The 15386-nt window shown below is 69.4% G+C and carries 11 protein-coding genes; 3 read left to right on the top strand and 8 right to left on the bottom strand.

Annotated features, from left to right (window positions below; all coding sequences use genetic code 11):
* Nucleotides 1-8: 8 nt before the first annotated feature.
* The 5 genes from IEZ11_RS32815 to IEZ11_RS51235 all read right to left on the bottom strand — a co-directional run bounded on the left by IEZ11_RS32815 (nt 9) and on the right by IEZ11_RS51235 (nt 8917).
* The gene (locus tag IEZ11_RS32815) at nt 9-1025 is read right to left on the bottom strand and encodes a radical SAM family protein (RefSeq protein WP_229713501.1); all 1017 of its coding nucleotides are present in this window, start codon (nt 1023-1025) and stop codon (nt 9-11) included.
* A 456-nt stretch (nt 1026-1481) separates the two neighbouring features.
* Nucleotides 1482-2951, bottom strand: coding sequence for a hypothetical protein (locus tag IEZ11_RS32820; RefSeq protein ID WP_189266589.1), 1470 nt, complete (start codon nt 2949-2951; stop codon nt 1482-1484).
* Complete coding sequence (locus IEZ11_RS32825) at nt 2938-3720, bottom strand: hypothetical protein (RefSeq protein WP_189266590.1); 783 nt, start codon at nt 3718-3720, stop codon at nt 2938-2940. Before IEZ11_RS32825 ends, IEZ11_RS32820 begins: the two co-directional genes overlap by 14 nt.
* Nucleotides 3721-4121: 401 nt before the next feature.
* The gene (locus tag IEZ11_RS32830; RefSeq protein WP_189266591.1) at nt 4122-8372 is read right to left on the bottom strand and encodes an nSTAND1 domain-containing NTPase; all 4251 of its coding nucleotides are present in this window, start codon (nt 8370-8372) and stop codon (nt 4122-4124) included.
* Between the two features lie 23 nt (nt 8373-8395).
* The gene (locus tag IEZ11_RS51235) at nt 8396-8917 is read right to left on the bottom strand and encodes a CU044_2847 family protein (RefSeq protein WP_229713502.1); all 522 of its coding nucleotides are present in this window, start codon (nt 8915-8917) and stop codon (nt 8396-8398) included.
* 89 nt (nt 8918-9006) lie between these two features.
* On the opposite strand from IEZ11_RS51235, the gene IEZ11_RS32840 reads away from it, so the two are divergent.
* The gene (locus tag IEZ11_RS32840; RefSeq protein ID WP_189266592.1) at nt 9007-9633 is read left to right on the top strand and encodes an integrase core domain-containing protein; all 627 of its coding nucleotides are present in this window, start codon (nt 9007-9009) and stop codon (nt 9631-9633) included.
* Nucleotides 9634-9886: 253 nt separating this feature from the next.
* Here the strand turns inward: IEZ11_RS32840 and IEZ11_RS32845 are convergent, their stop codons facing one another.
* Entirely contained in the window at nt 9887-10963 is a 1077-nt protein-coding gene (locus IEZ11_RS32845; protein WP_189266593.1) for a hypothetical protein, read from the bottom strand.
* Nucleotides 10964-11012: 49 nt separating this feature from the next.
* Entirely contained in the window at nt 11013-12179 is a 1167-nt protein-coding gene (locus IEZ11_RS51240) for an aggregation-promoting factor C-terminal-like domain-containing protein (protein WP_229713503.1), read from the bottom strand.
* 761 nt (nt 12180-12940) lie between these two features.
* Here IEZ11_RS51240 and IEZ11_RS32855 point away from each other — a divergent pair.
* Nucleotides 12941-13261 carry a hypothetical protein gene (locus tag IEZ11_RS32855; protein ID WP_189266594.1) on the top strand — a complete coding sequence of 107 codons (321 nt, stop codon included), beginning with the start codon at nt 12941-12943 and terminating at the stop codon, nt 13259-13261.
* Nucleotides 13262-13722: 461 nt separating this feature from the next.
* Complete coding sequence (locus tag IEZ11_RS32860) at nt 13723-14676, top strand: beta-galactosidase (protein WP_189266595.1); 954 nt, start codon at nt 13723-13725, stop codon at nt 14674-14676.
* Nucleotides 14677-14978: 302 nt separating this feature from the next.
* Here IEZ11_RS32860 and IEZ11_RS32865 read toward each other — a convergent pair whose 3' ends face one another.
* Complete coding sequence (locus IEZ11_RS32865) at nt 14979-15365, bottom strand: hypothetical protein (protein WP_189266596.1); 387 nt, start codon at nt 15363-15365, stop codon at nt 14979-14981.
* Nucleotides 15366-15386: the final 21 nt, after the last annotated feature.

Genomic DNA, 15386 nt, shown 5'->3' on the forward strand with positions numbered 1-15386 from the left:
GGGCGCTCTCAGAGCAGCGTGAGCTGGGTCGGCTCCGGCAGCCCGGCCTCCTCCGCCGCCGGTACCGGGATCCGGCGGGGGGTCCCCGTCCGGTTCGGCCCGATGCCGTACTCCCGGGCCAGCTCGTGCACCTGACGGGTGATCCGGCGCTGGTACCACTTGGGCGCGTAGGCGCCCTCCGCGTACAGCCGCTCGTAGCGCCGCACCAGATGCGGGTGATGCGCCGCGAGCCAGCTCATGAACCACTCGCGGGCGCCGGGCCGCAGATGCAGCACCAGAGGCGTCACCGAGGTGGCCCCGGCCGCCGCGATCGCCCGCACGGTGGCCCGGAGCTGGGCCGGGTGGTCGCCGAGGAAGGGGATCACCGGCGCCATCAGGACCCCGCAGCCGACACCGGCTTCGGCGAGGGCGCGCACGACGTCCAGGCGGCGCTCGGGGGCCGGGGTGCCCGGCTCCACCGTGCGCCACAGCTCGGGGTCGACGAAGCCGACCGAGACCGAGATGCCGACCTCCGTGACGTCCGCGGCCCGGCGCAGCAGGTCGAGGTCGCGCAGGATCAGGGTGCCCTTGGTCAGGATCGAGAACGGGTTCGCGTGCTCCGTGAGGGCGGAGATGATCCCCGGCATCAGCCGGTAGCGGCCCTCGGCGCGCTGGTAGCAGTCGACGTTGGTGCCCATCGCGACGTGGTCGCCGAGCCAGCGCCGCGAGCCCAGCCGGCGGCGGAGCAGCTCCGGCGCGTTCACCTTGACCACGATCTGGCTGTCGAAGCCGATCCCGGTGTCCAGGTCCAGGTAGCTGTGGGTCTTGCGGGCGAAACAGTAGACGCAGGGCCGGCAGATCGCCGTGGATGCGTCGGGTAGCCCCGGCCGGGAACGGGCCGTGTGGCGGCGTGAGACCAGGTCACGGCGCCAGTGCAGCACTGTGCCCGGGTGCACCAGCAGCCGTGCCCGGCGCAGCACACCGCGCGGGAGCCGGTGCAGTGCCGCCCACGGCCGCGACGAGATCCGTCGCCTGAAAGCCGTCACCGTGCCGCGCCTGCCGTTCCCGCACGCCGGCCAGGCACTGCAGGTTGTCCGACGACGCCGCACGGTGCGCAACGGTAAAGTCCCGCTCGAACGCGTCTACGCGGTCACCACCCTGATGGTTCATCATGCGACACCTGCTGACCTGGCGAAACGCGTACGCGGGCACTGGGCCATCGAAAATCGCGAGCACCATGTCAGGAACGTGACGTTCGGCGAGGACACCTCCCGGGTGCGGACCGGCAGTGCGCCCCGGACGGTGGCCACCCTGCGGAACCCGGCCATCGGCGCTCCGCCTCGCAGGGCTGAACAACATCGACGAGTGCCTGCGCCATCACGCACGGGACATGGCCCGGCCACCGGCGGCCCTCGGACTCGCGTGATCATTGCGCACAGATCGTGAGAACGACGGAGCGCTGAGATCATCCCCGTCGGGAAAGATCACGTGACGAGGCGAAGTCAGTAACGAGTACCCGAGTAACACGTGCGGAGGAGTTCGAAGAAATGCTCCCGGGGCTCCGCGCCGAGGATCCGGGTTCCGAGCGTGGTCATCGGGGCGAGTAGCGTCTGCTTGTCGTGGTGCGAATAAGCTACGAACACAACGAACTCGTCGCTCTGGAACTCGATTCCCCCCCCCACGGAGACCGGCTGCCGCGCGGCCCGCACGATGTGGTCGTAGACATTGCGTGGGCGTGTGTCGTGGACCAGGACGAAGGTGGGGTGGCCGGCCTTGCCGAGTTCGTCGGCCGCGCCTTCCGCCCATCGTTCGTCGATCTTCAACACCACGGAATTCTGCGGTAGTCGAGCAAGGGTCCGTACCAGTGACCGCATGGAGCATTCCACGGTGAAGGGAGCCGGGTGGGGTGTTCTGCCGCTGGCGAAGCACGTGAGCCCCACCGTACTGTGCCCTGGGGCGAAGACGTGTGTGAACAGGTGGCGCTCGTGCTGTCGGCACCACATTGCTGCGGCGGCGAACTCATCCAAGGACCCGCGGGCGTACAGCAGTTGTTTTAGAGACAGATCGAGCGGTTCGTGTGCGTCCGGTTCCGGGAGCATGAGCCGCGCTCCTGCGCGGTCGAGCATGGTGTCCTCGGTATGTTGTTCCACCCGCATACCGTCGAGGAACAGACAGCCATGGCGTCGCGTGTCGTCCTGCAGTTCGGCCGCCATGTCTCGGAACAGCATGGGTTGTTCGTCATGAAGGAAGAAGGGCATGTCGGGCAGCGTCGCTCTGATGCATGCCCCGACCTGGGCCTGAACGTCCGCCGCGTTGTCACCTGGGCGGCCGACGGCACCGATGAGGATGCTGTTCTCCTCCCAGACCGGACGAAGCCGGTCGAGCAGACGCAGGAAGCGCCGGTCCGGGGGATCCGCTTCGATGAAGGCGATGCACTCTGCAAGCGTGTCGAACCGGACGTGTTCGACGCGGTACGGCAGGTTCATACAGGCGATCGCACAGGTCATCACGCCGGTTACGACCCCGGCGTGATGGCGGTCGTCGTCCACGGCGCCGAAGGGGAGTTCGCCGCGCCTCAGCAACTCCCGGTAGCCCTGTGACAGTTCCGCACGGGCGTTGGACAGGCTCCCGGGTGAGCGCGTGGCGAAATAGAGGAAGCTCATGTACGTCGCGACGAGTTCGTGGATGACCGTCGTCGTTCTTGTTACGGTACCGATCACGTCTTCGACGATCCTGCGGTGCTCATCACCCAGATCCCGCTCTCCACGCGTGAGTGAGAACGTGTGCAGTCGCGCAATGCTGTCCGTCGCGTTCGCCAAGGCCAGGTACTCGTGCTGCGGAGCATGGAACTCCGCCAGTTCGGGACAGAGCGTGCCGCCAGCCATTGGGCTGGCATACCGGGCTCCTCCGCCGTACGAGTAGGTGCCTCCCATGGGGCTGAACGAGGTACGGCAACTGTCAGTGATCTCCACGCGGATGGCCCTCCAGCGATACGACGACGTCCTGCATCGGCAGGAGCATGTCCAGATCGGACTGTGGCAGCAGGACGACGAGCGACTCGTTCGCGGGCCGGGCGAGGACCACGACATCCGTCGCGTGGTACGGGCTGCCGGATTCCGGGATGCCGACGAGACGGATGTGCTCGCCCGGCGTGACCTCGAGGGGAGTGGGCCGGGTACGCAACGCGGCGATCAGGCGCCCGGTGAACGCCTCGGCCCCCGGCGCGGGACCCAAGGTGGCCGGTGTGACGGGCTCACCCCGGTCGATGGTGCGCAGTGTGTACCGGCCGACAAGACCGGCGTGAGGGGGCTCGAGATCGTGCGGGGACAGGATGTGAAAGGCGGGGAGTCGGCCGGTGGCCGTCGGCCCGCTGTGCTCCGTCGGGTACTGGAAGGTGCCGTTCTCCTTCGGGGGATGACCGAGCACCCACGCCGAGCCGCTGTCGGGGTGCCCGCGCTGCCACAGCTGATGGATCTGCCTCCACTGGGCGAGTTCCTCGGCGTAACACCCGGGCCGCTGAAGGCCCATGGCGTCGATGAGCAGCCATCTGTGCACGTCGAAGGCACTGCGTACCAGGTCACCGTACGGGGCCGCGGCATGGACCGCGCCGCGGTACCCGAGCCGCGCTTCGACCAGCCCGGCGACGGCGCACACCGATGCGGCCTGCCACGGGAGCAGCAGCGCCGCAACAGCGCTGCCGGCCACGGCGAACACGGCCCCGAGCACGCTGATGGTGACCATGAGGTCGAGAGTCCCGGCGGCGGTGGCCGGGCTCGCCCTGAAGGCGGTCGGGAAGGACCGTGTAGAGCCGCGGCCAGGCGGTGACCGCATCCATGCCGTACCGCTCCGCTGCTTGTTCCGCGGCCCGCAGAACGTTGCCGAACCGGGTCTGCATCAGCCGTTCGTGCGTGGGGACGGTCCAGGGCCGCTCGGCGTCGACCCCCGGGTGGCGGGCGCTCAGACGTAGGGCGCAGCGCCGGCCGAGGGGGATTCCGTCCCAGTACCCCTCGAACTCCGCCTCCGGGCAGAGCATCGGCCGGCACTCCATGACGAGAGCGGAGATCCGTGCGGCGCAAGCCGGATCCAGCGCCATCGGTTCCCGACCTTCACGGCCTGGCAGTGGTCAGAATGATGAGATCCGGTCATTGAGGCGCGCACGCGCGGAGCCGCTCGTTCGGGAGGTACTCCGCACGCTCTTCCTCGGTCAGATCCCGGCCCACGGCTCGGCACACCATGTGGATCGCCGCTGTTGAGCGGGGCAGTTCCACATTCCACAACCGTACGGTGTGATCCCGGCCGCCAGTGGCCAACATGTGCCCGTCAGGGCTGAAGGCAACAGCGAGAACGGCGCTGTTGTGCCCCGTGAAAGTACTGCGCAGGCTTCCGGTGGCTATGTCCCACAGCAGTGTTGTGTGATCGGTGCTGGCAGCGGCCAGGCTGCGCCCGTCCGGGCTGAACGCCACGTCGGTCACTTCGTCCGAGTGGCCGCTGAACTCCGCGCGGAAACGGCCGGTGGGCACGTCCCACAGCCGCACCGTTCCCCCCACACCGCCGGTCGCCACCATCCGCCCGTCAGGACTGAACGCCACGGTGGAGACCTCGTCTTGGGAGGAGATCTGTGCACGAAGTCGACCGGAGGCCACAGCCCACAGCCGAACGCGGGGCCATTCGACAGTGGCCAGGATCCGTCCGTCGGGAGAGAACGCATCTGCACGCGTGTATACCCCACCAGAGGCGATGGAGCGGCGAAGGCGCCCCGTCACGGCGCTCCACACGTGCACCACGCCGCGATCGGCCACGGTCGCCAGGAGGCGTCCATCGGGGCTGGCCACTATTTCTTCGTTCTTCGGAGTGGTGAGGACGGTGCGTCGTCTGCCGGAAGCCGCGTCCCACAGTTGAACGTCGCGGCCGACGCACATCAGGGTGCGCCCATCGGGAAGGAACACGAGAGCGTCCGCAGTCAGCGGCTGGCGGGCGAGCGTCTCGCGTTCCCGCCCCGTGGCCGGATCCCACAAGCGGACCCTCCCTTCGTACTGGCTCGCGGCCACCGTTCGCCCGTCCCGGCTGAAGGCGACCGCATCCATGTCGCTGCGGCCCGTGAATGTGATGGAGCCGGTCTTCTGCGCCACGTTCCACAGGCGTACGCCGCCGCTCCACGCCCCCACGCTGGCCAGAGTGTGCCCGTCCGGGCTGAGGGCGACCTCTTGAACGGGCTCCTTGTGGCCGACGAAGACGGTGCGTGCGCTGTGGGTGACGTTGTCCCACAGCCGTGCCGTGTTGTCGTAGCTGCCGGTCGCAAGCGTCCGCCCGTCCCTGCTGAAGACCATGGAGGAGACGAGGTCCTTGTGACTGGTGTCCTTGGCCTGGAGTCGGCCCGTGACCGGATCCCACCAGCACAACGCACCGTCCCCACCACCGGTGACCAAAGTCCGTCCATCTGGCGCAAACGCCATGGAGGTCACATCGTCCGAGGAGGTGGCCAGGTGGAGGCGCACATCGCCGGTGACAACGTCCCGTAGTTGTACGCCCGAGGCATCAGTAATGGCTATGAAACGGCCGTCGGGACTTAGCTCCGCCGCCCTCACGAAGTCCCTGAAGCCGCGGAAAGCGACCCGTACGCGGCCGGTGTCCGCGTCCCATATGCGCACAGTGCGGCCAAGGCCGTCTGCAGTGACGGCGCTCCGCCCATCGCCACTGAAGCCAATGCGGTCGATTGTGTACTTGCGCGGAACTGCCAGAGTGGTGCGCACACGACCGGTAGCCGCGTCCCGTAACTGGGCTTTCGCGCCGACGGTGGCCAGGGTTCGCCCGTCGGGGCTGAAGGCGAGGGAGCACACGGATCCACCGCCCCCTGCGACCCTGGCGCGCAGGCGGCCGGTGGCCGGGTCCCACCATCGCAGTGAACCGTCAAGGCTGCCGGTGACGAGGGTCCGGCCATCGGGGCTGAACGCCACCGAGCACAGGTCACCGGTGAGGCGGCGGCGGAGCGGCAGTCCCGCCGCCGTGTACAGGGCGGCGGTCGCCTCACGGGTAGGACTCAGGCGGTGGGCGGCGACGGCCAGCAGGGCTGCCAGGTCGGGGTCAGTGTCGAGGAGGGCTCCGGACTGGAGGGCCAGCCGCCGTGAGTCGGCCTGCCGCTGCACGGTGCTCGCTTCCTGCCGCTCGAACGTCGCGGCCTGGCGCTGCCAGAAGGCGACGCCCGTGGCGATCACGAACAGAGCGAGCACCGAGGCAAGGACGACGTTGATCACGCGTGCCCGGTGCACGATCGCCTGCTGGTTGCGGCGGCCGGCATGCACGAAAGCGGTGATCTCCCGTGGCAGCCGGCGCTGCTCCAACCACTCGAGGCCGGCCGCCAGATCGGAGCCGTGGAGCAGATCTCCGGGATCGCGGCATCGGTCCCAACGCGCCCGCGCCTCTTCGGCGCGGTGCAGCCAGGCCTGGAAGCGGGCGTCCTGGGCCACCCATTCGCGCAGTTCTTCCCAGTCCCGGGTCAGCGTGTCGTGCACGAGTTCGGCGACCTCGCCGCCGGGGGAACCGCCGGTGGGGTCGGCGTGCACTGTGATGACGCGGTGGCGTGTCAGCGTGGCCAGGACCGTGCCGGTCCGCTCGTCGGCCTCTTGGGGGTCCGTGTCCGAGACGTGGGCGGCGAGTTCCCGCAGGATCCGCAGAGGAACCCGCTGCCGGGTGGCCGGAACGCGCCGTACGGCGTCGGCGGGCCGTACCAACGCCGTGAGGATGCGCCGGGCGACGGTGTGGTGGCTTGCGGGCAGATCGTCGAGAGCGGAGTCGCACCAGTTGGTGAGGCTGCCGGCGATTCTTCCGATGCGCTCGTAGGCCTCGTGTGTCAGACGCCCGTCCGAACGCCGCTCCCAGAGCCTGTTCAGGGTGAGTTCCAAAGGAGCCAGCAGGGCGACCGGGGCCCGTCCGGCCAGGGCGTCTTCATGGTCGGCGGCGAGGACGTCGGCAACGATCCGCTCGCACAGGCCCTTCTCGAAGCGGATGCCGGCTCGTTGTGCGGGGCGGGAGACGATGGCTCGCAACTGCCCTCGGCCAAGGGTGGTGGGGACGTTCAGGATGCCGGAGGCCGCAGCCTTCAGCAGAAGGGGCGCCTGCGCGGCCAGGCGGGGATAGAAGTCGTCCCGCATGATCAGGACCAGGCTGACCGCCTCGCGGGAACCGAGCAGAGCGGTGAGTTGCTCGATCGCCGACATCAGCGCCGTCTCGCCCGAGCGGGCAGTGTCGTCGTCCGCCTCTCCGCCCGTTGTCTCGCCCCGGGCCGTTTCCGCAGCCTTGGGCGCGTCGGGGCGGCCGGCAGGTGCCGACATACGGGCCGCGGGTGTGAAAACCTCTTCGAACTGGTCGATGATCAGGACGATCCGATCGCAGACGGGCTCCGCTGCCAGGCGTGCGCGTACGGCGGCGACGATGCCCTCGTAGCGGGCTCCGGGCAGCCCATGGCGGTCCGCCTCGGCCGACAGGTCCGTCCCCGGGCGAGGTACCAGTACCGGAAGCCACCGGTCGCTGCCCGGCACCGCCCCCTCGGCCAGGGCAGGCAGGACGCCGGCCTGGATGAGCGAGGTCTTGCCCGAGCCGGACGGCCCCAGCAGCAGGACACCGCGCCGTCGGGTGGCCAGCGCCCCCAGCACGCTCTCCAACGCGTCGTCGCGACCGTGGAAGAAGGCCGCATGCTCGGCCGTGAACGGTTCGAGGCCGCGGTAAGGGCGCAGTGCGCTCTCACGGAGAACGGGCCATATCTCTCTCAGCACCTCGGTGGGGGTGGCGTAGGCGATGTTCTGCCCCCGCATATGGCCGTCGGGCGGGGCGATGGATGTGAGCATGCCGATGACGAGGCCGCTCACCTCGTCGACCACGGGGCCTCCGCTGAATCCCTGTGTCAGATCGTTGGCGTCCGTCAGCTGCAGGAGGGGTCCGGTTCGTCCAGGGGCGCCGGTGAGCAGCTCGCCCGCCGTTGCGTAGCCGAAGTGCCCGCCGCGCGGCGCCTGGGCGGGAAACCCGTACGACCACACGGGGTGTTCACGGCTGCCGCGCGCCGATCCGAACGGCAGCGGATGCACCGCCGTCACCGGTTCGTCCAGCCGCACCACCGCCACATCGTCCCCGTCGGGCGGCCGCCACGTTCCGGTCAGCACCCGCCCCGTGACCTGCGGCGCTCCATGAAGGCCGACGAAGGCGAACTCGACACGTCCGCCGGGACTGCTGCCGCAGTCCTGGATCACATGAGCACAGGTGGCCACCGCATCCGGGGCGATCAAGAACCCCGCGCCGGCCACGCCGCCACCGTCCGCGAGAACCTGTGCGACGGCGCCGCACGCGTGCGGCGCCGCAGCCCCGCCGAAACCGGCGTCCGGGTTCGGTGAGTCCGTCGCCACCGTCTGCCACCTTGCCGGATGGGTCAGGAGCCGGCGGCGCTCGCGGCCCGGCTCCATGCCACGATGACTTTCAGATGGCATGCCGTCTCGGTCTTGGCGATCACCGCGCCGGCCTCGGCTGCGAGATCCACGCCGAATTCGATGGTCACTTCGTCCGGCCCGGCCTGCCGGAGCTGCTGCACCACCGCGGCGGCCAGTTCCCGCACCGGCGCCAGTGTGCCCTGCACGGTGGAGTGCAGTTCGCGGATCCTGTCCGCGCTCCGCCCCGCTTTGACCGGACCGTCAGCCCCCTCAAGGGCATCGGAGGCCTCGAGGAGGATCGAGCCCCCGCTGTCCAGTTCCAGTCGCGCAAGACTACGCATACATCGCCTTTCGTTGTTTCCCCAGTCGTACGACTCATGCACGACATAGGCCCAAAAACTAGCTGACCCGTCGGGCTTCCGTACGAGGAACTGGCAGAGATCTTCGGATTCCGACCTGTGCGCGGTGGCGGCCTCCGCATCGCTTCCGGTCGAGATATCGGCGCCCTTCCCTGCGAGTGTCATTGCTTCGCGCGCCTGAGCTTGACTCTGTCGGGGATCTTGGAGTTTCCCGGTGCGGCAGTACGGTCAACGGGCATGCTCGGGTTGTTGTGATGACCGTGCGTGACCGGCTGGACGGGCTGTGGCGTGACGAGGATTTCGTCGACTGGTACCCGCGAGACGGGCGTCCGGGTCTCTCGCCTGCTCAGCTGGCCACCGTCTGTCTGCGCCGGCTGTACGCCCTGGTCTTCCTCGAACATCCCACTCGGCGCCTGCACATCGCCGGCGTCACCGCACACCCGACCGCTGCCTGGGCCACCTGGCAAGCCCGCAACCTGGCCGCCGAACCCGGCGCGAGCACGGACCCGGTGCGCTTCTTGATCCCAGACCGCGACAGCAGGTACACCGAGGCCTTCGACGCGGTGTTTCACGCCGAGGATATCGAGATCATCAGGACACCGGTCCGCGCGCCGAGGGCCAAAGCCCACTGCGAGCGAGTGATCGGTACTCTCCGCCGAGAGGTCCTCGATCACGTGCTGGTCCTGGGCGAAGCTCACGCGTGCCAGGTTCTTGCCGAGTACCAGAGGCACTGCAACTGGCTTCGCCCCCGCCGGGCGCGAAGCCAGTTGTCTCCCGAAGCCCACGAACAGCCGCCGCAGGTCCGTGCCCCGGCCGACCGCAGAGTCCCGTGCACCCGCATCCTCGGCGGTGTGATCAACGAGTACAGGTACGCCGCTTGACCAGCAGCGATGATTACTCGAGCCCCACAGGGTGGTGGCCCGTCGCCTTCCCCCGTGGCGGCGGGCCAGATCCCCTCCGAAGGTCCTGCCCCGAGCCGGTCAAGACTGGATCCTTCGTTTCCGCACAGCAACGGCACGAACCTGCAAGGAGCGGCCGGACCTGCCGTCGCCGACGAACCCGAGGGTCTCCAGGTCGCGCAGCGCCCGGCGGGTGTGGCCGGTGCCGACCCGGTTGGCGGAGCGCGGGAGCGCGTTACATGGCGTTGGACTGTTGATCAGGGGTGGTCCAGGAGTCCCCTGTAGAGGTGATCGTGGTGGGGGTGCCGACGCCGCCGGGGTCGATCGTGGTGGTGGCTGTGACGGTGTTCTGGCACACCAGGCCGGTGCCGGTGTCGGTGCAGTCGACGGAACTGTTGGCGTCCAGTGCGGCCTCTCCGCCGCCCGCGTCGAGCGGCTTGTCCAGGAAGGCCGGTTCGACGCTGCGCTTGGCGATCACTGCGCTGGACGCGGTGCTCGAGTAGTGCGGGTAGTAGTACGCCTCGATGGCCGGATAGCCGTTGCTTCCACTCAGCACGAGCGTGTAACTACCGGGCGCCGTCCTGGAAATGGTCGCGTCCTGGTCCACGGTCCAGGCGCCGAATGTGTGGCCGAAGTTGTTGGTCAGGGGGTTGAGAAGGCTCAGCTGCGCGTGGAGCCGGTCGGCTGGCGTGTCGGGGTCGATGCCGATCCGGTTGTCGGACCTGTTCTCGTCGCGCACGGCGAACGCCTGGGTCCAGTTGTTCTGCGGCGCGACGGTGATGGGCAGTGCGGGTATGGGGTCGCCCATCTGGATGTTTCCGTCGGTGAGGCCGGGCATCAGGGGACCGGCGGACGACTGGGTGACCACCAGGCGGGCGTCGCCGGTCGCGGTGTTCCACGCGAGTTCGGCGCGGAAGGGCTCGGACGGGCCGTCGCTGAAGCCGCGGTTGTCACCGAGGAGGAGTCCTCCGGCGGCGTTCTGCGCTGGAATGAAGACGCGCAGCAGCACGATGCCGTCGTCGCCGGTCAGGTGGCCGGTGTGCAGGACAGGGCTCACTGCGTCACCGGAAGCCGTCTGCGCGGAGCCGGAGATCAGGGAGTCGAGGTCCGTCCAGTCGGGGTTGCCGGCCTGAGCTGTGCCGGGGCTGGCGGCATCGGCGACTGCCGCGACGGAGCTCACCTTCTCGCTCTGGTGGTGGGTGGGGAGGGCGGTGTGCAGGTAGCCGCCGGCCGCGATGATCGCGGCTGCCGCGCTCATCGCGCCGGTGACGCGCCACCGGGAACGGGGTGTGGGACGGTGGAACGAGGTCATGGTCTCCTCCTGTGAGGTTGGTGGTTGATCACTGCGGTGGGCCCGTGGGTCAGTACCAGCGGTGGGTCTGCCAGAAGGCCCATGCGGTGCAGGCTCCGCCGTAGCGGGCGTTGACGTAGGAGCGCATCCAGCGCAGCTGGGTGAGCGGGTTGGCGCGCCAGTCGGAGCCGGAGTCGGCCATCTTCGAGCCGGGCAGGGCCTGGCCGAGGCCGTAGGCGCCGCTGGACGGGTTGGTGGCGGTGGTCTTCCAGCCGGACTCGCGGGCGATGATGTTCGCGACGCACTCGTACTCGGAGCCGAACACCTGGGCCGCGATCTGCCGTACGGGGCCGGCGGCCGGAGCGGTGGTGGTGTGGATGTACGAGGCGTCGGTGGCTTTCGTCGCGGTGGTGGTGCGGGCGGGGCCGCGGACGCGGACGTAGGCGTCGACGGCGGCGGTGCGGGGGAGGGCGGCGTAGCGGACGCTGGTGCCGGAGTGGGCGGCTTCGATGACGCGGCCGCCTCCTGCGTAGAGCTGGACGTGGCCGTAGCCGTAGGTGAAGACCAGGTCGCCGGGCTGCAGGGCGGTACGGCTGATGCGGGTACCGGCCGAGGCCTGGGCGGCGGCGGTGCGCGGCAGGGTGACGCCGGCGGAGCGCCAGGCGGCCTGGACGAGGCCGGAGCAGTCGTAGCCGCCATTGCCGGTGCCGCCCCACAGATAGGAGACGCCGAGCTGGTGGCGGGCGAAGGCCACCGCTGCGGCGGCGCCGGACGCGGCGGGGACGGTCGTGCGGGGCTTGGAGTGCTGCGACGGGTGGCTGCTGCCGGTCGAGGCGACGGACGTGGGGATGGTCAGGCGGTGGCCGGCGTAGATGACGGTGGAGTCGGCGAGGTGGTTGGCACGCCCCAGCGCGCTGACGGTGGTGTGGTAGTGGCGGGCTAGGGCCCAGAGGGTGTCGCCGGGGCGCAGCACGACGGTGCGGGGAGCGGGCGTGGCAGCCGGTTGGGTGGTGGGGTGGCCGGCCGTGCTCCGGGACACCGCCTTCGGCGCGGGGGTGGTTGGCTGGTGCGCGAGGACGGTGGCCGACGGGGTGGTGGGTCGGGCGGCGGAGGCGTTGCGCGGGGCCGCAGCGGCGGCGAGGCTGGCGAGCAGGGCCAGGACGACGGCCAGGCAGGCCGTCAGGAGGCGGACACGGGGCCGCCTCCCGGCGGGTGCCGTGCTGGTGGCTGTGTTCATGGCGAGGTCTCCCAGACAAGCGAGTCAGTGCACGGGGCGGTGACCTCAGTGCACGGCCTGGCAGGTTGACCAACCAGAGGCTTTTGTTGACCGATTGACGGTGAACACGCAGACGCGAAGAATCCCCGGCAGCGCGCCCGCAGCAGGGTTGACCAGGACGTCGACCACGCACGGGAGCCGGGAGCGATGACAACCAGACGAGCGCCGGGGGCGCCAGGGGTGGGAAGGCGGGAAACGCCGGTTCCGGACGGCCCGTTACACGACTTCGCTCAGGGACTGCGGGATCTGCGGGCACAGGCGGGGCCCCGGCGTACCGGGAACTGTCGTGGCGGACCGGGTACTCGCCCTCCGCGCTGTCGGATGTCGCCGCCGGGCGCCGACTGCCCACGCTGGATGTCACCCTGGCGTTCGCCCGCCTGCGGCGGTGACACCGATCAGGGGCGCGAGCGGTGGGCCCGGCTGCATGACCAGTTACGCGCCTCCCACCCCGTGCTGCTGGCCGACCCGGCTCCCCCAGTGGAGGAGGCCCCCGCCGACCCCGCCGTTCCCGCCGGCGAAGTGCTCCTGCCTATCAGCCGAGTCGACCCCGATCCGGCGGCCCTGGCCTGCGAGGACAACAAACTGCAGGCCCTGATCAGAGCCTCAGGCCTCCCGCCCGCCGTCCTCCTCGCTACCGGCCACCCCGGGACACGCCGCCGTGTACCGGGGACTGGAACGCAGCCTGCCGCTGATGGTCGACCTGGCTACGGGGCAGGCGGACGTTGAGCCAAGCGGCGTGGGAGCTGTCCACCGGCTCCCTGAGCAATGTCGCGGGCTTTAGCCTGGATGACCCTTCGGAAACCGACCGCACGGACGTCTACGCGGCCTGGCGGCACACCGTCACTCCCGACCAGTGCGCCGCCAAAGCCACGGCACTGGACACCCCGGGTTTCACCAGAGTGCTGGTCAGCCACGCCCCGGCGGGTACCTGGCTCTGCCTGCATCGCGAGCGCAGCGGCGCCGTTGCCGTAGCCCCCGTCCTGCGGATCGACTCCACAACGACCCCGTCGTTCTCCTTCCGCGGGAGCGATGGCTCCGGCTGAGGCCTCCGTACGCAGTCAACCGGACAACAAAAAGGCCTGGTCGCGGTACCGGTCGCCCTCATGAACTTAAGGCCACAACCACCTGAGGGAGGAGAAGTTCCATGCCGTACCTGGTGCAGGACACCACACGAAGTCAGGATGGTGGCAGGAGACCGCCATGGCTGCGCCGGCCGAGCTGGGTCCGCAGAACATCGGTGTACGTGGCAGGCGCCCTGGCGGCCGTCCTAATCGGCGGAACGCTGTTCGCCCTGCCGGAGATGGCTGCTGCGTCCCGCCCGGCACGGATGGCTGACGCGGCCTCCGAAACGTCGTCCGCCAACTGCGTTGCGGGTTCACCGGGACCGGGGAGTGCGGCGGCCGGTTCGGGCGCCGACTCCCTGTCACCCAGGTCGCCCGCGTCGCCCAGTGCGGCGGATTCCGTCTCCGGGGTTGCGTCTGCTGCCTGCTGCGGAGCGTCTTCCGTGGGGGTGGGCACGCAGCCGGGAGCGGGCTCGGGAGGCGGCTCTGCCTCGACGGCGGACGGTCACAACTTCCAAGGCATCTACGCGTTCAGCGGAGGCAAGACCTCCGACCTGGCGACCGACCCGGACGTCGCGGGGCGCTCGCTGGTCTTCTACTGGGCCCAGTTGGAGCCGCAGCGGGGCCAGTATCGGTGGGATCTGATCGACCAGGCCATGCAGCCGTGGGCGGCGGCCGGGAAGAAGGTCATCCTGCGGGTGTCGGCGGCCGGATGGGCGAAGTGGGACACCGCCGCGGACTCCGCGCACGGCACCCCGGCCTGGGTCTACGACCAGGGCGTGAAGTCGGTGACCGAGCAGGACGGAGCGGTCATGCCCGAATACTGGAACCCCACCTTCGGAAAGGACATGACCACCTTCTTGCAGGCGTTTGCCGCTCGCTACGACGGCAACGCGGGCCTCGCCGCCGTCGACATCTCCATCGGCGTTGGAGGGGAGAGCAAGGCCGACAGCGAGAAGAATCCCGACCTGCTCTCGCTGTGGCAGACCATCGGCTACACCGACGAGCTGTGGTGGGGTTACGCACAAGAGACCATCGCCGCCTACACCAGCGTCTTCCGCCGCACCCCGCTGGCGCTGATGCCGGACAAGACGTTCATCGGCGGCACGGACGGCTACAACGAGGAGAAGATCGTCGACTACGCCGTGGCCAAGGGCATCTGGCTGCAGGACAACGGCGTGGTGCCGGGCCGGGCGCTCTCCGCTCCGTGGGGCCAGACCCCGGTGATCGCCGAGATGCGCGGCGCGACCAGTGACACCGGCGACAATCTGGCCGACGACCTCAAGGCCGCCGTCGCCGAACACCCCGTCTTCGTCCTCGTCTTCACCAGCGACATCACCGATGCCAACCGCGACGTCCTCCACCAGGTCGCCACCCAGGTGGCCACGGGCAGCTGACCCGTCCACCGCCGAACGATCCCGTTCCCATCGGAACGGGATCGTTCTATTGAATTCGAACAGTTTGGCCGCAGCGGGAGCCAACACGGATACGGACGCGCCTGGCCTCTTCCAACTGATGGAGTCGACGGCGAAGGCGGCCGTCCGGCCGACGGGAACGCCCATGTCGATGTCGATGTCGATGGCTTGGACGTCGTCGACGGTGACCGTCCAGGTCGGCCTGAGCGCGGTGAATTCCTTGCCGGGGAACCACACCCACGCGCCAATGGTGTCGCCGCTGCTGAGACCACTGCCAGGGTGAACTACTTCCGGGTCTCCGTCACCAGGGGCGGCAGCCAAAACCTGGCCGCGGAATTCAGCGGTATCGAGGCCGAGACGCACATGAACCTTGACGCGTCCGCGGTCGACAACATCATCAAGATGATCGGGGACGCCGACAGCCGTTGGCCGAGGAACTCCTGAGCTCGGAACTCTCCGCTGTCGCTGCGTTCCGGTGTCGGTGTCTCTGAACCAGGCGACAGCGACACCGGAATCGGACAATCGAAGTACGACGGGTCCGCCGGCGTGGCGGTCACAACGTCCCGTTCCACCTCGTCCAGCAACTCGCGCACATCGGCGGCGAACCGGCGGACCTCCTCCGGGTTGTCGGCGGCGGCCTCGCGGATGCGGTCCTGGCGGACAAGCCTCACCCGAGCCGCGCAGCACCCACG

It is taken from the genome of Streptomyces fuscichromogenes, assembly GCF_014645815.1.
Taxonomy (GTDB): Bacteria; Actinomycetota; Actinomycetes; order Streptomycetales; family Streptomycetaceae; genus Streptomyces; species Streptomyces fuscichromogenes.